At 62.9% G+C, this 22,922-nt stretch carries 18 protein-coding genes; 13 read left to right on the forward strand and 5 right to left on the reverse strand.

Features of this window, described 5'->3' with window-relative positions; translation table 11 throughout:
• Positions 1-67 precede the first annotated feature (67 nt).
• The 4 genes from NKI20_RS17630 to NKI20_RS17645 all read right to left on the reverse strand — a co-directional run bounded on the left by NKI20_RS17630 (position 68) and on the right by NKI20_RS17645 (position 4,278).
• On the reverse strand, positions 68-1,162 hold the full coding sequence (locus NKI20_RS17630; RefSeq protein WP_352832407.1) for an ABC transporter substrate-binding protein: 1,095 nt from the start codon (positions 1,160-1,162) through the stop codon (positions 68-70).
• Positions 1,147-2,010, reverse strand: a complete 864-nt coding sequence (locus NKI20_RS17635; protein WP_352832410.1) for an ABC transporter permease — start codon at positions 2,008-2,010, stop codon at positions 1,147-1,149. Before NKI20_RS17635 ends, NKI20_RS17630 begins: the two co-directional genes overlap by 16 nt.
• On the reverse strand, positions 2,007-2,891 hold the full coding sequence (locus tag NKI20_RS17640) for an ABC transporter permease (RefSeq protein ID WP_352832413.1): 885 nt from the start codon (positions 2,889-2,891) through the stop codon (positions 2,007-2,009). Before NKI20_RS17640 ends, NKI20_RS17635 begins: the two co-directional genes overlap by 4 nt.
• 103 nt (positions 2,892-2,994) lie before the next feature.
• Positions 2,995-4,278, reverse strand: a complete 1,284-nt coding sequence (locus tag NKI20_RS17645) for an NAD(P)/FAD-dependent oxidoreductase (protein ID WP_352832416.1) — start codon at positions 4,276-4,278, stop codon at positions 2,995-2,997.
• A 215-nt stretch (positions 4,279-4,493) separates the two neighbouring features.
• Here NKI20_RS17645 and NKI20_RS17650 point away from each other — a divergent pair, with 215 nt between their 5' ends.
• From NKI20_RS17650 to NKI20_RS17670, 5 genes are all read left to right on the forward strand, one after another.
• Positions 4,494-5,645 (forward strand): fumarylacetoacetate hydrolase family protein, encoded by a 1,152-nt coding sequence (locus tag NKI20_RS17650; protein ID WP_352832419.1) that lies wholly within the window; start codon positions 4,494-4,496, stop codon positions 5,643-5,645.
• Between the two features lie 348 nt (positions 5,646-5,993).
• Positions 5,994-6,929: a substrate-binding domain-containing protein gene (locus NKI20_RS17655; protein ID WP_023759038.1), complete on the forward strand. Its 936-nt coding sequence runs from the start codon at positions 5,994-5,996 to the stop codon at positions 6,927-6,929.
• Positions 6,930-7,049: 120 nt separating this feature from the next.
• Positions 7,050-8,036: an ABC transporter permease gene (locus NKI20_RS17660; protein WP_352729171.1), complete on the forward strand. Its 987-nt coding sequence runs from the start codon at positions 7,050-7,052 to the stop codon at positions 8,034-8,036.
• 3 nt (positions 8,037-8,039) lie between these two features.
• Entirely contained in the window at positions 8,040-8,831 is a 792-nt protein-coding gene (locus NKI20_RS17665; protein ID WP_352832424.1) for an ATP-binding cassette domain-containing protein, read from the forward strand.
• 138 nt (positions 8,832-8,969) lie between these two features.
• Positions 8,970-9,992 (forward strand): LacI family DNA-binding transcriptional regulator, encoded by a 1,023-nt coding sequence (locus NKI20_RS17670; protein ID WP_352832427.1) that lies wholly within the window; start codon positions 8,970-8,972, stop codon positions 9,990-9,992.
• Between the two features lie 324 nt (positions 9,993-10,316).
• On the opposite strand, the gene NKI20_RS17675 is transcribed toward NKI20_RS17670, so the two are convergent.
• Positions 10,317-10,907, reverse strand: a complete 591-nt coding sequence (locus tag NKI20_RS17675; RefSeq protein WP_352832461.1) for a TetR/AcrR family transcriptional regulator — start codon at positions 10,905-10,907, stop codon at positions 10,317-10,319.
• Between the two features lie 245 nt (positions 10,908-11,152).
• On the opposite strand from NKI20_RS17675, the gene NKI20_RS17680 reads away from it, so the two are divergent.
• From NKI20_RS17680 to NKI20_RS17715, 8 genes are all read left to right on the forward strand, one after another.
• Entirely contained in the window at positions 11,153-11,407 is a 255-nt protein-coding gene (locus NKI20_RS17680) for a hypothetical protein (protein WP_023759032.1), read from the forward strand.
• A complete protein-coding gene (locus tag NKI20_RS17685; protein WP_352600445.1) occupies positions 11,401-14,577 on the forward strand; it encodes an efflux RND transporter permease subunit in 3,177 nt (1,058 codons plus the stop codon). Before NKI20_RS17680 ends, NKI20_RS17685 begins: the two co-directional genes overlap by 7 nt.
• A 15-nt stretch (positions 14,578-14,592) precedes the next feature.
• Entirely contained in the window at positions 14,593-15,744 is a 1,152-nt protein-coding gene (locus NKI20_RS17690; protein ID WP_352832431.1) for an efflux RND transporter periplasmic adaptor subunit, read from the forward strand.
• A gap of 336 nt (positions 15,745-16,080) precedes the next feature.
• A complete protein-coding gene (locus NKI20_RS17695) occupies positions 16,081-17,187 on the forward strand; it encodes a mandelate racemase/muconate lactonizing enzyme family protein (protein ID WP_352832433.1) in 1,107 nt (368 codons plus the stop codon).
• A 164-nt stretch (positions 17,188-17,351) separates the two neighbouring features.
• Positions 17,352-18,116, forward strand: coding sequence for an SDR family oxidoreductase (locus tag NKI20_RS17700; RefSeq protein WP_352832435.1), 765 nt, complete (start codon positions 17,352-17,354; stop codon positions 18,114-18,116).
• Between the two features lie 509 nt (positions 18,117-18,625).
• On the forward strand, positions 18,626-19,600 hold the full coding sequence (locus tag NKI20_RS17705; protein ID WP_352832438.1) for an ABC transporter substrate-binding protein: 975 nt from the start codon (positions 18,626-18,628) through the stop codon (positions 19,598-19,600).
• 78 nt (positions 19,601-19,678) lie between these two features.
• On the forward strand, positions 19,679-20,764 hold the full coding sequence (locus tag NKI20_RS17710) for a quaternary amine ABC transporter ATP-binding protein (RefSeq protein WP_352832441.1): 1,086 nt from the start codon (positions 19,679-19,681) through the stop codon (positions 20,762-20,764).
• Positions 20,761-22,743, forward strand: coding sequence for an ABC transporter permease (locus NKI20_RS17715; RefSeq protein WP_352832443.1), 1,983 nt, complete (start codon positions 20,761-20,763; stop codon positions 22,741-22,743). Before NKI20_RS17710 ends, NKI20_RS17715 begins: the two co-directional genes overlap by 4 nt.
• Positions 22,744-22,922 lie beyond the last annotated feature (179 nt).

Consider the following 22,922-nt stretch of genomic DNA (forward strand, 5'->3'; position numbering starts at 1 on the left):
TGGAGCACCCCTCATCCGTCGCCTTCGGCGACACCTTCTCCCACAAGGGGAGAAGGGAAGGCCAGAGTCACCCGCCGGCCTTCACCTTCTCGAACATCTTGGCCAGCTCGTCATTCTGTTTCATCGGGCCGGTGAAGATGGTGGTCTTCAGCATCACTTCCGGGTCGGATGGCAGTTGCAATTTTTCCAGTTCCTCCTTCGGCACGGTGGCGAAGGCGGAACCCAGCGAGCTGCCATAGCCATAGGACTCGATCAGATATTTGCCGGAATCGGCGTCCAGCCGGCTGTTGATGAAATCATAGGCGAGATCGACATTCTTGGCGTCCTTGAGCATGACGAAACCGCAGGCCCAGGTCAGCATGCCCTCCTTCGGCTTCATGAACTCGACCGGCACGCCCTGCTTCTTCAGCGAGGTGGCCGACGCGTTCCAGGTCATGGCGGCGACCAGCTGACCGCTGGCCAGCGCCTGTTCGACCGAGGTCATGTCGGTTGTGTAGCTGGAAAGCAGCGGGCGTTGCTCGCGCAGCTTCTCGGCGACCTTGTCCATCTCGGCAGGCGTCATGTCGAACGGATTGACGCCGGCCAGAAGTGCGGCAACGATCGGCGTGTCGTGCACCGCGTCGATGGTCGCCATGCGGCCGGCATACTGCTTGTCCCACAGGAGGTTCCAGCTCGCCTCCGGATTCTTCACCAGATCGGTGCGGTAGAGGATCGAGGTGTTGCCCCAGTCCCACGGCACCATCCAGACCTTGCCGTCACCGGCCTGCAGGTCGGGCAGGTTCTTGAACACCGGGAAGATCGAATCCCAGTTCTTGATGCGCTTGGTGTCGATCGGCTGCAGCAGGCCTTCCTTGTTCCAGCGCGCCACCTTGTCATAGCAAGGGTGCGCAATATCGGGGCGGAAGCCGGCCTTGACCTTGGTGAACGCGTCGTCGTCGTCGCCGAAGATCGAGGCCTCGACGCCGTCGGGGTGCGCAACCAGGAAGCTCTTGTTGAAATCGGGCAGCTCGTAGCCCGACCAGGTGAAATATTGCAGCTTGTCGCCAGCGAAAGCGACCGTGGACGACAGCGCCAATGCCAGGGCGGCAAGACCGGCCCGGACAGTCTTTCCAGATATCAGGTCGCCAGATTTCAGGTCGCTAGATTTCAGGTCGAATGCCATTGCAGTTCTCCTCTCTTGGTTTGTTTTGGTTGCAGTGGAACGGCGGGCGCCGCTGCGGCCAGGCCGCGATGGCGTAGGATTTCGGCTGCTGCCGCGATGACGAAGGACACCGCCAGGATCGACGTGCCCAGCGCCATGACCGTCGGCAGCGATTTGGGGAACCTGAGCTGGCTCCAGATGTAGAGCGGCAGCGTCGGCTCGGTGCCGGCCAGGAAGAAGACGACGATGAATTCGTCGAAGGAGATCAGGAAGGCCAGCATGAAGGCCGAGACGATGGCCGGCAGGCTGAGCGGCAGCATGACTCGCCGGAACGTCGTCCAGTCTGAAGCGCCGAGATCGAGAGCCGCCTCGCGAATGGTTTTCGGGATGGCTGCGAAGCGGCTGCGCATGATCACCACCGTCGTTGGCAGCGCCACCAGGATGTGGCCGAGAACGATGGCAACGCGCGATGGCCCGAGGCCGATGAGGTTGATGAGGATGAGCAGCGATATGCCGACGATGACGCCGGGGATCAGGATCGGCAGTCGGGCAATGCCGCTAATGGTGACGGCCAGCGGCGAGCGGCCATAGAGGTCCATATAGGATACGGTGATGCCGCACAGCGTAGCCCCCGTGGCGGCAATGACGCCGATGACGAGGCTGTTCAGGAGCGCACTGGTCAGTGCCGAATTGCCGAACAAAGTCGCGTACCATTGCAAGGTCAAGCCTTGCAGCGGAAACGCCGCCTGGATCGAGTTGTTGAAGGAAAACAGCGGGATCAGCAACACCGGCAGATAGAGAAAGACCAGGTAGGCGATGACGTAGGCGCCAAGCCAGCGGCCGTCTCGCTGCGTGCGCGTGGTTCTCATGTGCGGCTGCCAAATCTGCGGTCGGCGAAGCGCGCGACCAGCACCACGCAGAGGATGACCAGCATGACGGCGACGGAGAGTGCCGCGCCAAACGGCCAGTCATTGGCCTTGCCGAATTGCGCCTGGATCAGCGTGCCGATCATGGTGCTGGCCGGACCGCCGACGAGTGCCGGCGTGACATAGTCGCCGACCGTCGGCACGAAGACGACAAGGGCTGCCGCCAGCACCCCCGGCATCGAATTGGGCAGCACGACACGGCGGAAAGAGGTGAAGGGCCGCGCGCCGAGATCGGAAGCGGCCTCGATCAGCGATTTCGGGATCGTGTCCAGCGCCACGTAGATCGGCAGGATGGCGAATGGCGCATAGGCGTGCGCCAGCGTGACGACGACGGCGGCCGGCGTGTTGAGAAAGGCCAATGTCGGCTCGGACCAGATGCCGCTTTCGATCAGCGCCGAGTTTAAAACGCCATTATAGGCCAGCACGATCTTCCAGGCGAAGACGCGCAGGAGATAGCTGGTCCAGAACGGTAGCGTCACCAGGAACAGCAGCAGGCCGCGCCGCCGGCCGGCGTGGAAGGCGAGATAGTAAGCGACGGGATAGGCGGTGACGACCGTGGCCAGCGTGACCAGGCCGGCAATGATCAGCGAGCGCAGTGTGACCGTCCAGTACAGCGGATCGGACACCACGGTGACAAAATTCGCCACGGTGAAATCGGCGCCAAGCAGCGAACCGTCATTGCCGCGGAAGGCGAGGAAAAGCACCAGGCCGAGGGCAAACAGGATCAGCAGGAAGGTGACAAGCGCGCCCGGCAACAGCATGGCGACCCGGAAGCCCGATGACGACCGGGCCTCTGGCGCTGGTGCTGCAACGATGGTCGACATCGACCTGCCTACCGAAATCTTGAAATTGGCTTAGAGTTTTTCATATTCATGAAACTGTCAAGCGGATTCCCAAACCGAACCCCGCTGGAATGAATTGCCGTGGTCAGCGCTCCAGCGCGTCGAGCAGGCGATACCAGGCGATGGTCGCGGCGACGCCGACCTGCCGAAAGGCGTGGAATGGGATCGGCTGGATCGTTGAAAGCGGAAACGGCAATTGCCTCGCGTCGCCACTTTGGAGATAGCCAGCGATACGGCCACCAAGCGCTGTCATCAGGCCGACACCGCGCCCTTGGCAGCCGACCACGGCAAGCAGGCCCTGCTCCGGCTCGTGGATGTGCGGCAGGTGGTCCGGCGTCATCGCCACCCGGCCGAACCAGCGCTTCTCGATAGCGATTTCGGACAGCATGGGGTAGAGCCGCCGCAGCGCCCGCTCAAGATGTGCCCAGTCACTGGTGCTCGTCGGCAAGGCCATGCGGCCACGCCCGCCAAGCACCAGCCGTCCGTCGGCGCTCTTGCGGTAGTAGACGAGAATGCGCCTGGAGTCCGACACCGCCTGCCCCTCAGGCAGGATCGTGGCTGAAAAGTCGGGTGGCAATCGCGCTGTCGCGATCTGGAACGAATGCAACGGCACGATCGTCTCGGCGAGGCCGGGGACCAGACCATCCGTATAGGCATTGGTCGCCAGCACGACCGCTTTTGCCTGCAATTGCACCCCGTCCTCGGTTGAGATCCGCCAAACGCCGGCGCTCCCCTTCAACCGGACCACCTTCTGACGTTCGGCGATTTTCGCGCCCGCTGCTGCGGCAATACGTGCCAGTTCCGATGTGTAAGCAAGCGGATCGATGACGCCTGCACGGCGATCGAGCCAGCCGCCGAGATAGCCCTGCGCGCCGGTCATCGCCCTGATCTCCGTCGCGCTCAAAAGCCTGACATCTGCACCGCGCGCCCGCCACTGCCGGTCACGGTTTGCCGCGGCCTTCAGCGCAACCTCGGTGTGCGCCGCCTGGATCCAGCCATTGCGAACGAACGGCACCGCCAATTTTTCGCCGCGGATCAACTCGAAGACGGAATCGGCGGTCGAGGCGGCGAAATCGACGAGAGTTTCGCCCCGCTCCGGGCCAAAATGCGCCAGCAACCATTCCGGATCATATTTCAGGCCGGGAATGACCTGGCCGCCATTCAGTCCTGATGCACCTTGGCCGATTTCGCCGGCCTCAAGCACCTGCACGGACAGGCCAAGGCGGGCAGCATGCAAGCCAGTCGACAGCCCCATGATCCCACCGCCGACAACGACGACGTCGGCACGTTCGCCGCTGGGAAAAAGTGATTGAAACGTCGAGGCCGCTTGCGACTTGCGCCAGATCGGATCGGAGAATGGTGCCGGCAAGAGGTTCACCTGAATGCGCTACGTCAGGTGAAAATCCTAGTCAGGATTTCACAGTTTTGAAAGAGCATTCCCAACTTTTGCCTCTGGACCAACGCCAGCAGACCTGTCGGACAATTGCAGTCCCAAGACGGGATAGACCTTTGACCGGAATCCGGTGAAAGTGCCGCCCCAATCCAGTCAGCCGCACTGCCGATCATTTCAGAGGACCGAATACCATGACGAACCAGACGCACCTGCCCACCGAGGGGCTTTTTGTCGGCCGCGTCAGCAGCGCCTCGCATCCGCTGGTGGTCACGGTGCGCGACGGCACGGTCTTCGACATCACGTCGCGTGCGGCGCCAACCATGCGCGACCTTTGCGAGTTGGACGACCCGGCAGGGCACGTCCGCTCGGCCAAGGGCAAACCGATCGGATCGCTCGATGACATCGCCGCCAACAGTTTTGAAACCAGGCGCGATCCGGCAAAGCCGTATTTGCTCTCCCCAGTCGACCTGCAGGCAGTAAAGGCCTCGGGCGTCACCTTTGTCGTCAGCCTGCTGGAACGGGTGATCGAGGAACAGGCGCGCGGCTCGGCGGAAAAGGCGGACGCCATCCGCGCCGACATTGCCGGACTGATCGGCCACGATCTGTCGAAACTAAAGCCCGGTTCGCCCGAAGCGATGGAGATCAAGGCCAAGCTCATCGCGCGCGGCGCCTGGTCGCAATATCTGGAAGTGGGCATAGGCCCCGATGCCGAGATCTTCACCAAGTGCCAGCCGATGGCCTCGGTTGGCTTCGGCGCCGATGTCGGCCTGCACCCGGTGTCGACCTGGAACAATCCGGAGCCAGAGATCGCCATGATCGCCGCCAGCAGCGGCAGGATCGTCGGCGCCACCATCGGCAACGACGTCAATCTGCGCGACGTCGAAGGGCGTTCGGCGCTGCTGCTCGGCAAGGCCAAGGACAACAATGCCTCGGCCGCGCTCGGTCCCTTCATCCGCCTGTTCGACGACAAATTCTCGATCGACGACGTCAAGCGGGCCGTCGTGCGCCTAAAGGTCGAGGGCGAGGATGGGTTCTCGCTGGAGGGAGCGAGCTCGATGGCCGAGATCAGCCGCTCGCCGGAAGAGCTGGTGGCCGCCGCCATGGGGCCGCACCATCAGTATCCGGACGGGCTGGCGCTCTATCTCGGCACCATGTTCGTGCCGTCGAAGGATCGCGGCGAAAAGGGCAAGGGTTTTACCCACAAGGTCGGCGATATCGTCACCATCTCGTCGGAAAAATTCGGCGCGCTGGTCAACAGGGTGCGGCTGTCGCCCGATTGCCCGCACTGGACCTACGGCGCCAGCCATCTGATGCGGGAACTGGCGAAGGCCAATCTTATCTAGCATCTTTGGACACCCAGCCAGGTGCGGTAGTTGACGCTGGTCCGGATAGTGGCGCCGGCGTCATCCTCGTCAGTGCTGGTTGCGCTATCGCGGGTCGGGCAAACAGGACGACCCGTTGGAGCTCAGCTCGACGCCGGTTATCCGACAGTCTGAAAAATCACTTCAACTGATGCGATCTGATGGGAGCGCTGATGGCGCCCCGTCAGGCGCCAACTACATCTGCAGATGGAGGCTTGCCATCCGCCGAAAAAGGGAATGCTCTGGCGGCGCTGGCAAAGACGCAATCCGGCGGTCGCCGGAACAAGGGACGGATTGAGAACTGACCATCGACAAACGGGAGGAAATCAAATGCTGACACGGCTAAGACTTGTCCTATACGGCCTGTTGGTGGCGCTGACGATTGTTCCGGCAGCGGCACAGGCCAAGACATTCTACTGGATTTCGCATGGCGGCCCGGCCGATCCGGTCTGGACCTACTTCCTGGCCGGCGCCAAGCAATGGGCCAAGGACACCGGCAACACCGTCAACACCTCGTTCCACAATGGCGATGTCGCCTCGCAGCAGGAAGCGGTTCGCGCCGCCCTCTCCGCCAAGGCCGATGGCATCGTCACCACGAGCCCCGATCCGGGCAGCCTGGTAGAGATCGTCAAGGAAGCGCGTGCGGCGAAAGTGCCGATCATCAATTTCAACACGCCGGACCCGAAAGCGGACTTCAACGCGTATGTCGGCGGCGACAATGTCACCTTCGGCAAGCACTGGGCACAATACCTGGTCGACAAGGGGCTGGTGAAGAAGGGCGACTTCGTCTGGATGCCTGTCGAGGTCCCCGGCGCCACCTATGGCGTCCAGGAAGAAGAAGGCATCAAGAGCGTCTTCGGGCCGCTCGGCATCACCTATGAAATCACCGAAGCCACGCTCGACCAGGCTGAAGTGATCAACCGCATGGTCGACTACCTCACAGCCAACAAAGCCAAGGTCAAGGCGATCATCGGCCTCGGCGATCTCGTCACCGGCTCGATCAAGCGGGTGTTCGACCAGGTCGGCATCAAGCCGGGCGAAATCCCGGTCGTCGGCTGGGGCAACTCGCTCGACACCACCCAGGAAGTGCTGAACGGCTACGTCAATGCCGGCCAGTGGCAGGATCCGCAGGCGACCAGCTATGTCGCACTCTCGCTCGCCAATATGGCCGCGAGCGGCATTCCTCCGGGCTTCAACGTCATCACCGGCGCGCTCTACGAGAAGGACACCGCGCAGGTCTACGACAACATCCTGTCCGGCAAGTAATATCCCGTGCCCAAACAGTCGCGATCGCCTCGGTGGTCGCGACTGGCTTCCTATTTTCGCCGAGCCGTTCACGCACGGATATGCAGGGCTCAGCCTTTCCACCCATATCGCGGGTTGCTCGTGGAAAATCGTTCGTTCATCCAACACTTCGTCGCACGGCCAGAATTCGGCCCCCTCGTGCTGCTCGTCGTCGAGATCGCCGTTTTCTGGGGCATCAACCACGACTTCCTGTCGCCGCAGAACATCTCCAACACGCTTGCCTTCACGGTCGAGCTCGGCCTGATCGCGCTGGCGATGACGCTGTTGATGACCTCGGGCGAATTCGACCTCTCGGTCGGTTCGCTGTTCGGTTTCTCGCCGGTGCTGATGTGGACGCTGTTCAACAGCGGCCTGACATCGCTGGAGGTCGGCTTTGTCGCCGCACTGCTGGTTGCCGGCTTCATCGGGCTGGTCAACGGCTGGTTCGTCACGCAGCTCAAGATCCCGTCCTTCCTGGTGACACTCGGCATGCTTTTGGTGGTACGCGGTACCGCCCTTTTCGTCACCGATGGCTTTCCGCAGCGCACCTGGAGCGCGGAAGGCAGCTGGCTGGCAGAGGCGCTGGTCGGCGATTTCTTCATCGGGCCGTTCCGCATCTACATGTCGCTCTTCTGGTTCATCGCCGCGGCCATCGCGCTCGGCTATGTGCTGACGCAGAGCCGGACCGGCAACTGGATCCAGGCGGCCGGCGGCAATCCCAATGCGGCGCGCGCCCGCGGCGTCAATGTCAGCGGCGTCAAGATCGGCCTGTTCGTGCTGTCGTCGGTCATGGCCTCGCTTGCCGGCGTCATCTCTTCGTTGCGCACCTCGGCTGCCAACCCCAACAGCGGCACCGGCTACGAGCTGGAAGTCATCGCCATGGTGGTGATCGGCGGTACAGCACTCACCGGCGGGCGCGGCACCATCATCGGCACCGTGCTCGGCATCCTGATCCTGCGCGTGATGCGCAACGGCATCGTGCTGATCGGCGTGCCAGGCCTTGCCTACAACATCTTCATCGGCGCGATCATCCTTGGCATGATGGCGCTCCATTCATGGCTGGAACGCCGGCATCAGGCAGGGACTTGAACCATGGCCGAGCCACTGATCCGCATGCAGAACATCCGCAAGTCCTATGGCCGCGTGCAGGCGCTGGTGGATGCCAATTTCCATGTCAACGAACGGGAGATCGTCGGCCTGCTCGGCGACAATGGCGCCGGCAAGTCGACGCTGATCAAGGTGCTTTCGGGCGCCGTTCCCTTGACCAGCGGCGATATCTTCATCCGCGGCCAGAAGGTAAGCCTTCGCAGCACCAGCGACGCCATCGCCCAGGGCATCGAGACGATCTACCAGGACTCGGCACTGGTCACGCAATTGTCGATCGCCCGCAATCTGTTCCTCGGGCGCGAGCCGCTAAAGCCACCGCGCTTCCTCAACCGGATGGACCAGGACGCGATGAACACCGTCGCCCGCGACCTGCTCAAGCAGGTCGGCATCTCCAAGAACATACCGCCGACGACGCCGATCGGCTCGCTGTCGGGCGGCGAGCGCCAGGCGGTGGCGATCGCGCGCGCCATGCATTTCGACAGCGACCTGATCATCCTAGACGAGCCGACCAACAATCTCGGCGTCGCCGAAACACAGGGCGTGCTCAGCTTCGTTCGCAACGCTCGCGATTCCGGTCATTCCTGCATCTTCATCGCGCACAACATCCACCATGTCTTCCAGGTGGTCGACCGCATCGTCGTCATGCGCCGGGGCAAGGTGGTCGCCGACGACATCGACCCGAAGAAGACCAGCGTGTTGGAAGTCGAGCGGATCATCACCGGCATGTCGGACAAGGAAATCCGTGATGCCATTACCGATGGCAAGCCATCGCACTGACTATCTGTGATGGACGGCAATCATCCGTCACCTCAGGTCGCATCGTTCATCTGGCGCGGCCTCGCATCGGCGCATAGGTTGCGGCATGAAAGCCACCGTTTCGGATAACGCCCGCAATCGCGGGCCGGGGATTGCGGCATGAAAGCCACCGTCTCGGATATCGCGCGCAATTGCGGGCTGTCTACCGCAACGGTCGACAGGGTGCTCAACAACCGGCCGGGTGCGAGCGCCGTCAACCGGCAGCGCGTCATGGAGGCGGCCAAGCAGCTCGGCTATCTGCCGGTCGCCGATCAGGTGACGCTGCCTTCGCGGCCCGCGCACCTCGAATTCCTGCTGCCGATCGGCAGCAATGCCTTTATGCGCGATCTTGCCGGGCATATCGAGGATTACGCCGCGCGCCTGCCGCTCGTCGCCTCGTGCCGGATCCACAACCTCGCCGGCATCTCGCCAAACGCGCTGCAGAGTGCCGTAGAAAATCTCTCGCTCAAGGCCAATGGCGTCGGTGTCATCGCCGTCGACCATCCGCGTACGCGCAACATCCTGCGCGACATCGTCGACGCCGGCATGCGCCTGGTGACGCTGGTGTCCGACGTTCCGGCGGCACCGCGCTCGGCCTATGTCGGCATCGACAACCGGGTGGCGGGACGAACGGCGGCGCTGTTGATGGGACGTTTCCTTGGCGGCCGCACCGGCCATCTGGCGATGGTCGTCGGCTCCCGCTCCTATCGCGGCCACGAGGAACGCGAGATGGGTTTTCGCTCAGTGCTCAATGAAGAGTTTCCCAACCTGACGGTGAGCAGCGCAGTCGAGATCAACGACGAGCCTGAGATTAGCTATGCCGAAACCATGAAGGCACTGCGCAACGAACCGGAACTGCTGGGCATCTATTGCGTCGGAGCCGGACATTCGGGCGTTGCAAGGGCGATCCGGGAAGCGAGGCCGAACCGCAAACCGGTGTTCATCTGCCACGACCTCACCAAGGACACACGCGGCCATCTGGTCGACGATCTGCTCGATGTCGTCATCGACCAGAATGCCAGGCTGATCGCGGAACAGTCGGTCATTCGCCTGCTCGGCTCGATTGCCTCCTCGGCGCCCTACCTTACCAGGAAGTTCATCGAACCGCGGTTGATCTTCAGGGAAAACATTCCGGTGCAGTGAGGTGGGCGACAAGGCACAACCCGGATTTGTACGACAATTGACACGGCAAATCTGCACAGCAGCTATGCAGGATTCATTATTGCCGAATCATTGGGCAAATCGTAGTTTTTGGTTGTCGGCCATCTACTCCTCCCAGATGCGATGCCGACGCTGAATGGGGTGCACCTCCTCCCGCACCACATTCGAAATCGAGCCCGCTGCCACCTCCTCCCGGCAGCGGGCTTTTTTTGTTCGGTCCTTGGAAATTTCCGGTGCGCCCGCGTTGGGGCGGCGGTCATCGCCTCGGTCACACGACGGGCAAGACGCCAACAGTCGCGGTTGAGATCAACCGGCGGCGGTGCCCCGGAAGGAAACGATCAACCCTTCGGCCATGCGCACGAACTGCATGCTAGGACCTTCGTTTCCCACGGTCTGCACGCTGACACGCGCGCCCTCGAACAGCAGCGACAGCGTATCGGCGAGTAGTTCGGCCTGACCGATACCCGCATCCCTGCATAGCGTTACAAGGCGCTCACGCTGGGCTTCCTTGAGCTCCTTGATCACCAGCCTGGCCGGATGGTCCGGCTCGGTCAGCTCAGCGGCGGCATTGGCCATGTCGCAGCCACGACCGTCAGCATTGAGCATGGCAGCCGCCTTGCGAACCCAGGCATGCAGCTGGGCAAGCCTGTCACCAGGAAATTCGGCTTCAAATACATCCCACATAGCGCCGGCCTTGGCCGCATTGGCGCGCAGGCATTCGACGATCAGTTCGTCCTTGGATTCGAAGTGACGATAGAGCGTCATCTTGTTCGTGCCGGCAGCTTCGGTGATGGCGTCGACCCCGACGCCCTTGATGCCATGCTTGTGGAACATGTCGCGTGCCGTCTGCAGGATCCGCTCCCGTGGACGAGAGCGCTCCACGACGCCTTCTGTCATCATGATCTCCTTTCGTTTCCAAAAAACCCTCGGCCACCTCTTGACTAGGGTGTTACCGGTCTGTAACTTCCAGAATGTTACTTACTGGTAACACCTCTATCGTCCGTCGTCAATAACAAGGCCGTGAACTGGCCCTGCCAGGCGAAGGCGGATGAAAAACTGCCAATCATGCGGCCTCGGCCGGTGAAGAGATGAAAAACGGTTCGCGAGCATGGGCTGCGAACCGACAGACAAGGAGCCGGCCAATGCCACAGCGCCGCGATCTTACCATAGAGGAAGCCGTCCGGGATCCGATGATCCGGCTGGTCATGAAAGCCGATGGCGTCGATCCGCGCGCCTTCGAAAACATGCTTCGCTCACTCGCCGATGCGCAGCAGCGCGAGGTGCCGTTATTCCGTTCGCAGGATGAGTTTGGTGTCGGGCGCGCTCAAAGGTTGTCCAGGGTTGCCAGTGCCTTCGGCAGGGCAACGGCGGCCGGGGAGGCGTGTGTGTCGTGGTAAACTTTTTCATCCATCGTCCGATCTTCGCCTCAGCGATCGCCATCATCATGGTGCTCGCCGGGACGATTTGTTATTTCCTGCTGCCCGTCTCCCAGTTCCCCGACATCACACCGCCGCAGGTCGTGGTCAGCGCCCATTATCCGGGCGCCAGCGCGCAAGTGGTGGCAGACACGGTAACGACTCCGCTCGAGCAGCAGATCAACGGCGTGCAAGGCATGACCTACATGTCGTCGACGAGCTCCAATGACGGCTCCTCGACCATCACAATCACCTTCGATGTCGGCTATTCGCTGAGCACCGCCGCGGTCGACGTCCAGAACCGCGTCTCGCAGGCGGCCTCGTCGCTGCCGGCGATCGTCAACCAGGGCGGCGTGACGATCAAGAAGCAGAACCCGAACTTCGTCCTCATCGTCAACCTGACCTCGCCGGACAGTTCCGTCGATCCGGTGGCGCTGAGCAACCTTGCCTATCTGCAGGTGGTCGATCCGCTGAAGCGGTTGCCCGGCGTTGGCGACGTGCAGATCTTCGGCGAGCGCCGCTACTCGATGCGCGTCTGGCTCGATCCCGACAAGCTTGCCAATCTCGGCATCACTGCGGTCGACGTGCAAAACGCCATCGCCGAACAGAATGTCCAGGTGGCGGCCGGCAAGATCGGCCAGTCGCCGGCCCCCGCCGGCACCGCCTTCGAGATGCAGGTCAACGCCGTCGGTCGCCTGAGCGATCCCAAGGAATTTGGGGACATCGTCGTGCGCGCCAATACCGGCACCGGCTCGCTGGTTCGGCTGCGCGACGTCGCCCGCATCGAACTCGGAGCGCTGCAATATTCGTCGTCCGCCTTCTTCGGCAAGGATCCGACCGTCGTGCTCGCCGTCTACCAGATGCCGGGTTCCAACGCGCTCGATCTGCAGCAGCGCGTCAAGGACAAGATGCAGGAGCTGTCCGGCCGTTTCCCGAAGGGCGTCTCCTATGCGATGCACTACGACACGACCCGCTTCGTCTCGGCATCGATGCATGACGTGCTGATCACGCTCGGCGAAGCGCTGGTGCTGGTCGTCGCCGTGGTGTTCATCTTCCTGCAAAGCTGGCGCACGACGATCATCCCGACCATCGCCATACCGGTTTCGCTGGTGGCGACGCTGGTCGTCATGGAGATGCTCGGCTTCTCGCTCAACATGCTCTCCCTGCTCGGCATGGTGCTGGCGATCGGCCTCGTCGTCGACGATGCCATCGTCGTGGTCGAGAATGTCGAACGACAGCTGGAGGCCGGGCTCAAACCGCTGGCGGCCACCAAGGCCGCGATGGCCGAAGTCACCGGTCCTATCATCGCCACGACGGCGGTGCTGATGGCCGTGTTCGTCCCTGTTGCCTTCATTCCGGGCGTCTCCGGCAGGCTTTACAATCAGTTCGCGCTGACGGTGGCGATTTCCGTCGGTATCTCCGCCTTCAACTCGCTGACGCTGAGCCCCGCGCTCAGTGCCGCCTTCCTGCGGCATCGCGGCGAGACGCAGTTCGCCCCGTTCCGCTGGTTCAACACAGGCTTCGACAGGCTGTCGCATGCCTATGCGCACGGCGTGCGCATTCTCATCCGCCTGCGCTGGATCATGCTCGGCTTGTTCGCGGCCGGACTGGTCGCCACCTACTTCGTCTGGCAGCGCCTGCCCTCGACCTTCCTTCCGGTCGAGGACCAGGGCTATTTCTTCGTCGTCATCCAGTTGCCCGACGGCGCTTCGCTGGAACGCACCGACGCGGTGGCCAAGAAGGCGCGCGACATCCTGCAGGCAACGCCCGGCGTCGAAATCGTCGGCTCGATCAGCGGCCTGAACTTCCTGACCAGTGCGGCTCAATCGAACTCGGCGGTCGAGTTCGCCATCCTGAAGCCATGGGAGGAACGCGGTCCCGATCAGAGCGCCTCCAAGCTCGTCGCCGACGTGCGCGGCAAGCTGATGCAGATCCCGGAAGCGTTTGCGCTGAGCTTCGATCCACCGTCGATCCCGGGTATCGGTACGACAGGCGGCTTCGAATTCGTCGTCGAAGACCTCACTGGTCGCGGCAGCGCAGCTCTCAACGACGCGACGCAAGCTGTGATCGCCGAGGCGCGCAAGCAGCCGGAGATCAATCCGCAGCAGCTGTTCTCGCCGTTCTCGACCTCGACGCCGCAGTTCAACTACGACCTCGACCGCAGCAAGGCGAAACTGCTCGGCCTTAACCTGCCGGATGTGTTCAGCACGCTGCAGATTTATCTCGGCTCGCTCTACGTCAACGATTTCAACCTGTTCGGCCGCACCTTCCGGGTGACCATCCAGGCTGACAAGGATGCACGTGCGGGCGCTGCCGACATTTCGCGGCTCTATGTGCGCAATGCCTCCGGCGGCATGGTGCCGCTCAGCACACTGGGCAAGCTCGTGCCGTTCGTCGGCCCGGAAACCGTGCCGCACTACAACAACAACGCCTCGGCCTCGATCAATGGCGGCGCTGCACCGGGCTTCTCCTCGGGCCAGGCGGTCGCCGCGATGGAACGGGCCGCCGCCACCGCGCTGCCCAGGGATTTCGGTTTCGAATGGACCGGCATCACCTTCCAGGAGCTCAAGGCAGGATCGATCGCGTCCGTCGTCTTCGGCCTCGCCATCGTCTTCGTCTTCCTGATCCTGGCGGCGCAGTACGAGAGCTGGGCGATGCCATTCATGGTGTTGCTGGCGGTGCCGCTCGCTCTGTTCGGCGCGTTCGTGGTGCTGTGGATGCGCGGCATGCAGATCGACGTCTACTCGCAGATCGGCTTCGTTATGCTGATCGGCCTGGCGGCGAAGAACGCGATCCTGATCGTCGAGTTCGCCCGGCGACGGCGCGAGGAAGGCTTGAGCATTGTCGAGGCGGCGATGGAAGCCGCCCGGCTCAGGCTGCGGCCGATCCTGATGACGGCCTTCGCCTTCATCCTCGGCGTGCTGCCGCTGATGTTTGCGACCGGCGCCGGTGCAGCAAGCCGTCAGTCGATCGGCACCACCGTCTTCGGCGGCATGGTCGCCGCGACCATCCTGTCGCTGGTGTTCGTGCCGGTCTTCTACGCGGTCATCGAACAGCTGCGCGAACGCCGCGGCAATGACGAGCCCGCTACTCAAGACAATGAGCCAACGACTGAGCACGCCTTCCCGCCCCTGGCGGAAGCGGCCGAATAAGATTGGAGACTGATCATGCGTAAATGGAAAATCGCTTTGGGAACGGCTGTCGCGCTGGGTGCGATCTCGGTGGCCAGCGTCCACCTGCTGGACATGGGCAATCTCAGCCTCAATGCCGGCACGGCCGGCGCCGCACCCGCCCCGGCGGCGTTCGTCATGCCGGTGCCGGTGGTCAGCGTCGTCAGGAAGACGATCCCGATCTACCTCGACTACGCCGCGCGGACGGAACCGATCCGCAGCATCACCTTGCAAGCCAGGATTCCAGGCTATCTGCAGGAACAGAACGCTGCTGACGGCGTCGACGTCCGGCAAGGCGATCTTCTCTACAAGATCTCGCCTGACGACTTCCAGGCCGCTCTTGACCAGGCGAAGGCGCAGGTGCAGCGCGACATGGCAACGCTCGACTACGCCCGCTCCAATCTTGGCCGCGGCACCGAGCTTGCCAAGAGCGGGTACCTCGCCAAGGACGGCTTCGACCAGCGCACAAGCACCTTGCGCGAAGCGCAAGCGTCTTTGGCGCTCAACCAGGCGGCGGTCCGCACGGCCGAGCTCAATCTGAGCTATTCCGAAATCCGCGCACCGTTTGCGGGACGCCTGGGTCGCAACCAGGCCTCGGTCGGAACGCTGGTCAGCGTCGCCGGCACGGTGCTCAACACGCTGGTGCAGCTCGATCCGATCTACGTCACCTTCAATCCGAGCGAGACGGATCTGGCCGAGATCGAGCAGGCCCGCGCCAGCGGCCCGATCGAGGTCGAGGTCCTGCTTCCCGGCCAGACCGAGGCGAGCCAGAAGGGCGAACTCACCTTCATCGACAATTCGGTCGACCGTTCGACCGGCACCATCACCGCGCGAGCGACGATCGGCAACGGCAAGTTCACCCTGTTGCCGGGCCAATATGTTCGTGTCCGGCTGCATGTGAGGCAGCAGCCCGATGCGCTCATGGTACCGCAGACGGCGCTGGGCTCGAGCCAGCTCGGCAAATATCTCTATGTCGTCGGCAAGGGCAACACGGTCGACCAGCGGCTGGTTTCGCTCGGACCGACGAGCGGCGGTCAGGTCGCCATCTTGAGCGGCGTCGCCGAGGGCGATCAGGTCATCACCGGCAATCTGCAGAAGATCGGACCCGGAATGCCCGTATCGCCAATGCCGGAAAAGCCGGCCACCTGAACACCCCCGTCAGGACCGGCTTCAGCGCGGCGCCCCGACCTTCCCACAGGTCGCGGGCGCCGCTTTCGTGAGCAGTCCCCCAGTCAGGGGTGGCCGAGGCGCACCGACACGGGTGACAGCGCGATCGGCCCGGCGCCGAGACGCGGTGACCAACGGCGAGGCCCGGTCTCGCCGAGATGATCGCCAGGCTGGCGCCTTCGAAGAAGTCATAATGGCTCTTGTTCGATTGTCGACAACCTGATTGGCTTGCTGTCTCTCCTACGCGCGCGGCCTCGAACAGCGCCCGTCGAATGGCGTTTGACTCGTCCCCACCATCGCAGCCAACGGAAAAGACACGTGCTGATCCAAACCATCAAAGCCTACCACGTCGTGCAACCTTTCGTGGACGGGCCCTACCGCATGTCGAAGGGACGCGAGGCCGACGCCTTCGACGCTGTGATCGTGTCCATTACCTCGGATAGCGGCCTCACCGGCTGGGGCGAAATGGCGCCGCTCGGCAATTTCTATTCGCCTGCGTTCGCGGCCGGCGTCCGCGCCGGCGTGGTGGAGATCGCCCCGCATCTGATCGGTCACGATCCACGCGGGCTTGCCAGCGTCGGGCGGCTGATGGACACGGTGTTCAAGGGTCATCCCTACATCAAGTCGGCGCTGGACATGGCGTGCTGGGATCTCGCGGCGCGCGCCGCCGACGTGCCGCTGGTGACGCTGCTCGGCGGCCAGGAGAGCGAGACGGCCGAACTCTACAAGGTCGTCACGCATGGCAGGGTCGAGGCCATGGCCACGCTGGCCAAGCGCATCGTCAAGGACGGCTTCCACCGGCTGCAGGTCAAGGTCGGCGGCAATGTCCACGACGACATCGAGCGCGTCACAGCGGTCGCCGCCTCGGTGCCGAAAGGCACGGTTATCTTCTGCGACGCCAATGCCGGCTGGACGCCCTACCACGCGCGCCAGTTTGCCGACGCCACACGGGCCATCGACTATACATTCGAGCAGCCCTGCACGACGATCGACGAATGCATGTCGGTGCGCCGCTCACTCGACAAGCCGATGGTGCTCGACGAGTCCGTCGCCTCGCTGGAGGACATGCTCGACATCCACCGCAAGGGTGCTGCCGACGGGTTGACGCTGAAGATTTCGCGGCTCGGCGGCGTGAGCAGGACGCGGCAGATCCGCGACCTTGCCGTCGACCTCGGCTTCATGATCACCGTCGAGGACACCGGTGGCGCCGAGATCGACACCGCTGCGATGGCGCATCTGTCGCTGTCGACGCCTGAAGAGCGCCGGCTGCACGCCATCGCTTTCCATGAATGGGTGACGGTGCGCACGGCGTCGAACATGCCGCCGGTCACCGGCAGCCGCATGGGCATTCCGGACGGACCGGGCCTTGGCATCGACGTCGTTCCCGATCTCCTCGGGAAAGCTTTCTTCGAGGTCGGGCGCTGAGATGAAAATCCGCGGCATCAAAGCCGCGCCGATCAATTTGCGCCTTATGCCTGGGCGCTCGGCGAACTCGACGGGTTTTCGCCGACCGCTGTCGAGGTTGAGGATGGGCGCTTGATCGGAACATAGCGCAGCGCGTACCTTCCCGAAAGCAGGGAGGGCTATCGATGGATATTTTCAAACTTGACGGCGATGTCGCGCTGGTCACGGGCGCCGGCAGCGGCATCGGCCAGGCGATCGCGATCGGGCTGGCCGAGGCGGGTGCCGACGTCGCCTGTTTCGGCCATGCGTCCAAAGGTGGACTGGACGAAACCGCGCACCGGATCACCGCACTCGGCCGCAAAGCGCTTGTGCTGACCGGCACGGTGACGTCTGAGAGCGATCTCGCGGCGGCGATCGATCGCGTCGAGGCCGAACTCGGTGCGCTGACCGTCGCCGTCAACAATGCCGGCATTGCCGGCTCCGAGCCCGCCGAGACGATGCCGCTGGAGACATGGCAGAAGGTGCACGAGGTGAATGTCGCCGGCGTGTTCCTGTCCTGCCAGGCCGAGGCCCGCAAGATGCTGGCGCGACGCAAGGGCTCGATCATCAACATCGCCTCGATGTCGGGCACCATCGTCAACCGGGGCCTGACCCAGGCGCACTATAATTCGTCGAAAGCCGCCGTCATCCACATGTCGAAGAGCCTCGCCATGGAGTGGGCCGACCGCGGACTGCGCGTCAATGTCGTCAGCCCCGGCTACACGCTGACGCCGATGAACAAGCGGCCGGAGGTGGCGGAAGAGGTCAAGATCTTCAAGCGCGACACGCCGATGGGGCGCATGGCGGCGCCGGAGGAAATGGTTGGGCCGACAGTGTTTCTGGCCAGCCGCGCCTCAAGCTTCGTCACCGGCCTCGACCTGATTGTCGATGGCGGCTACGTCTGCTGGTAGGCTTCGACTTCGCCTGCAGTCTGAATTTATGCGTCCCGCAGGCGTTAGTCGTTGCGCGACATGAACCTTGGTATATATAATTTCATCCTATGAAACGACCTTGGCGAGACGGGGCTTGCCGGGTCGATAGCCGAGAGCAATTCCAGCAAAAGTGCGAAGCGGTTTTGCGGCCGGAATTGCGTAAAAAACAAACGGATAGAGCATGGAGGCGATCGTGTTTCGCCGGAAATGCTCTGGATCATGGGAACACCTTGCAGGGCGCCGCAGGACTGGCAATTGATCCGCAGATGATCGCTCCCGCGGCGATCCGTCGGCAGCCATGACGCTGAGACTCCCAGCATTTTCCATCATCACCAGAATTGAGCACCATCTTGCCTGCGTTGGCCAAAGCCAGGGCAGCAATTTGGCGCCGACGGGCTTGCGCAGGGACCAGTCTTTCCAACACAATCAAGAATAGCCGCAAGAAGGGAACCAACGATAATTTTCACACAGCTTGAAGGAGAACAAGCATGTCATTTCGAAGCCGGATCTCGAAACTTTCGATGGGTGCCGTCGCGCTCGCGACGTTAGGCCTGCTGACGCCGTCCGCTCAAGCCGCCGCACCGGAATCCAACGATCCGATCAAGATCGCGCTGTTCGACTGGACCAGTGTCAATCTGAACGCCAAGATCCTCGGCGGCATCCTGGAAAAGCTCGGCTATACCGTCGAATATCCGACCGCCGACTACCTCTCCAGCCTGACCACCGGTCTCACCAATGGCGATCTCGATGTCGGCCTGGAATTCTGGGACACGACCGCCGGCGAGGCGATGAAAGCCTCCGATGCGACCGGCCAGACCGAACGGCTGGGCAAGCTGGGGCCAAAGGCCAAGGAAGAGTGGTGGTTTCCCGAATACATGAAGGAGAAGTGCCCCGGCCTGCCCAATTGGGAAGCGCTGAAGGACCCGAAATGCGCCGAGGCCTTCTCGACGGCGGAAACCACACCGAAAGGGCGTTATCTCGGCGGGCCGGTGACATGGGAAGGCTTTGATGACGAGCGCGTCGAGGCACTGAAGCTGCCCTTCACCGTCATCCATGCCGGCACCGACGCGGCGATGTTCGCCGAGCTGGATTCCGCCTATCAGCGCAAGGCGCCGATCATGCTGTGGATCTATTCGCCGCACTGGGCGCCGGCCAAATACAAGGGCGAGTGGATTGAATTCCCCGAATACACGCCCGAGTGCTACAACGACCCAAAATGGGGCGTGAACCCCGACGCCAAATATGATTGCGGCAAGCCACATGGCGAGATCTGGAAATACTCCTGGGCCGGCATGAAGGACAAATGGCCGGTCGCCTACAAGGTGGCGAAGGCCTACACGGTCGACACCGACGAACTCAACAAGATGAGCGGCGAGATCGATCTCGGCGGCAAGACGCCGGAAGATGTCGCCGCCACCTGGATCGCCGCCCACGAGGCCGACTGGAAAGCCTGGGCGCAGTAATCGTTCCAACTGGAAAAATGAGACCCGGCTGCTTGGTCAGCCGGGCCTCAATTCTTGATGTTCCAGAAGGACGTTTGAATGACGGACAAGACTGAACAGGGACCAAACGCCGCGGGCACGCCAAAGGATGCCCGCCCGATAAAACTTGCCTGCCGCAATGTCTGGAAGCTGTTCGGATCGAATGCGGCCAACTTCATCCGAGAACGCGACGGCAAGGCCAGCATGGCTGAAGTCGCTGCTGCCGGACTTGTCGGCGCGGTGCGCGCCGTCGATCTCGAAATCCGCCAGGGTGAGATCTTCATCATTATGGGTCTGTCGGGCTCCGGCAAATCGACGCTGGTGCGCTGCATGTCGAGGCTGGTCGAGCCGACCCACGGCAAGGTCGAATTCGAGGGCAAGGACCTCCTGAAAATCTCGGATGCAGCACTGATCGAATTGCGGCGACACCGCATGGGCATGGTGTTCCAGAATTTTGCGCTTCTGCCGCATCTCAACGTGCTGGAGAACATCGCCTTCCCACTCAGCATCCAGGGGCAGGACCGGCCGACACGCGAAGCAAGGGCGCGCGAGGTCATCGAACTCGTCGGCTTAAGCGGTCGCGAGCATTTCTATCCGCGCGAGCTTTCCGGTGGCCAGCAGCAGCGTGTCGGCATCGCCCGTAGCCTGGCGACAAAACCGGAAATCTGGTTTCTCGACGAACCGTTCTCCGCGCTCGATCCGCTGATCCGCCGCGAGATGCAGGACGAGCTGATGCGGCTGCAGACCATGCTGCACAAGACCATCGTCTTCATCACCCATGATTTCGACGAAGCCATCCGGCTGGCCGACCGCATCGCCATCATGAAGGACGGCGAGGTCATCCAGATCGGCACGCCGGAGGAGTTGGTGGTCAATCCGGCGACCGACTATGTCGCCGAATTCACCCGCGACGTTGACCGCGCCAAGGTGATTTCGGCTCGCAGCCTGATGCGCGCCTGCGACGGCTCGGAGCATGGCGGCACCGTTACCCCGGATGCCAAGATCGCCAGCTTCTCGGCCGGCATCGTTGCCGCCGACAAGCCGTTCGCGGTGGTCAACGGCACCGGCAAGCCGATCGGCGAGGTGACGCCGCAAGCGGTCATCGACCTGCTGGCCGGCATCGATCGCTCAAGGCCTGGCGCATGACGGTGACGGCAAGCACCAGCGGGGCAAGGGCGCGGCCGCTTCAGGTCTGGCTTCTGATATGGGCCGCAGCGCTTGCCGCCGTGCTTGTCGTTTTCCTGCTGCAGGACCGCCTGCCCTGGGCTGTCAACTATCCGGCAAGCGCCGTCGTGCCGGTCGCCGACTGGGTCAGCGCGCTGATGCGCTGGATCAAGTCGAACCTGTCGTGGCTGACCCGCTCGATCACCGCAGTGCTCGGCGCACCGCTCGATTTCGCGCTTAACCTGCTGGCCAAGAATTTCAAGATCGGCCATGGCATTGATGCCTATGTCCTGCCGCGCCTGTCCTGGGTCGGCGTCTGCGCTGCCGCCTTCCTCTCCGGACATGCCGCTGGCGGCCGGAAACTCAGCCTGCTGGTTGGCGGCTGCTTCCTCTACATCTCGCTGTTCGGCCAATGGACCAGTGCCATGCTGACGCTGTCGCTGATCTCGATCGCGGTGCCGTTCTGCATCGTCACCGGCCTGTTCGCCGGCATATGGGCATGGCGCAAGCCTTGGGCCGAAAGGCTCATCGTCTCCCCTGCCCTTGACCTGATGCAGACGATCCCGACCTTTGCCTACCTCATCCCGATGCTGCTGCTGTTCGGCAACAGCCCGGTCTCGGCGATGATCGCGACCGCCATTTTCGCCACGCCGCCGATGGTGCGGGCAACGATGCTGGGGCTGTCGCGGGTGCCGTCGGAGATTGACGATTTCAGCGAAATGGCCGGCTGCACGGCCCGCCAGAAATTGTGGCGGGTGCTGCTGCCTTCGGCGCGGCCGACACTGATGGTCGGCGTCAACCAAGTGATCATGCTGGCGCTGAATATGGTCATCATCGCCTCGATGATCGGTGCCGGTGGCCTCGGCTACGACGTACTCCTGGCACTGCGCGCGCTGAAGGTTGGCGAAGCGATGGAAGCCGGTCTCGCCATCGTGTCGCTCGCCGTCGCGCTCGACCGGCTGAGCCAGGCCATCGCGCACAAGCAGGCCAAGGGTCATGTCCATCAGGCGATCAGCCCGAGCCTCTGGCGGCGCTACCCCAATCTGACGCTGGCCATCGCCATCCTTGCCGTGACAACGCTGCTCGGCCTGTTCATGCCGGCCTTCGCGGCGGTGCCGAAGGCGATCACTTTCACCACCGCGCCGCTGTGGAAGGCGGCGGTGAACTGGGTCACGATCAATTTCTTCGATGCGATCGAGGCGTTTCGCGTGGCGCTGATCCTCAATTTGCTGAACCCGCTGCGCGCCTTTTGCGAAGGCTTTCCCTGGCTGGGTGCGGTCTTCCTGCTCGGCCTTGCCGGCTATCAGCTCTCTGGCCTGCGTCTTGCCGCCCTGGTCGCCGCGCTGACCGCCTTCTGCGCCATCACAGGCCTGTGGGAAAAAACCATGGCGACCGTCTATCTCTGCGGCATCTCGGCCTTCATCGCTTGCCTGATCGGCATCCCCATCGGGCTGATGGCCTCGCGCAGCGACCGCTTCGAAAAGATCGTCACCCCGGTCATCGACACGCTGCAGGTGCTGCCTTCCTTCTGCTTCATCATCCCGGTGGTGATGCTGTTTCGGGTCGGCGATGTCACCGCGATGATCGCAACGATAGCCTTCGCCGTGGTGCCGGCGATCCGTTACACCAATCACGGCATCAGGCAGGTGCCGCCGGCGCTGATCGAGGCGGCCAAGGTTTCCGGCTGCACGCCGCGCCAGACCTTCTTTCGCGTGCAACTGCCGCTGGCGCTGCCGGAGATCATGCTCGGGGTCAACCAGACGATCCTGATGGCGCTGGCGATGATCATCATCTGCGCCATGGTCGGCACGCGCGATCTCGGCCAGGAAGTGTTCATCGCGCTGTCCAAGGCCGATTCCGGCCGTGGCGTCGTCGCCGGCCTGGCAATAGCCTTCATCGGCATCGTCGCCGACCGGCTGTTCAGCGCCTGGACGGCGAAAGCCAGGGCGAGGCTGGGGTAGGATTCGTCAGCGAACGAACGCAGAGCTTCATTTCCGGTCGTGGCCGAATGACCCGGTAAGGTCGGAATCCGATCCAATGCGACATTCGTCGTACTAGAGCGGAATGAATTGAGGCTGAATCGGCGTGGGATTCCCTTAGGCGTGCAAATCTGATTCAACCTTCATGCTGGGCAAGGAGG

This window comes from Mesorhizobium sp. M0830 (assembly GCF_040319965.1).
Lineage (GTDB): Bacteria > Pseudomonadota > Alphaproteobacteria > Rhizobiales > Rhizobiaceae > Mesorhizobium.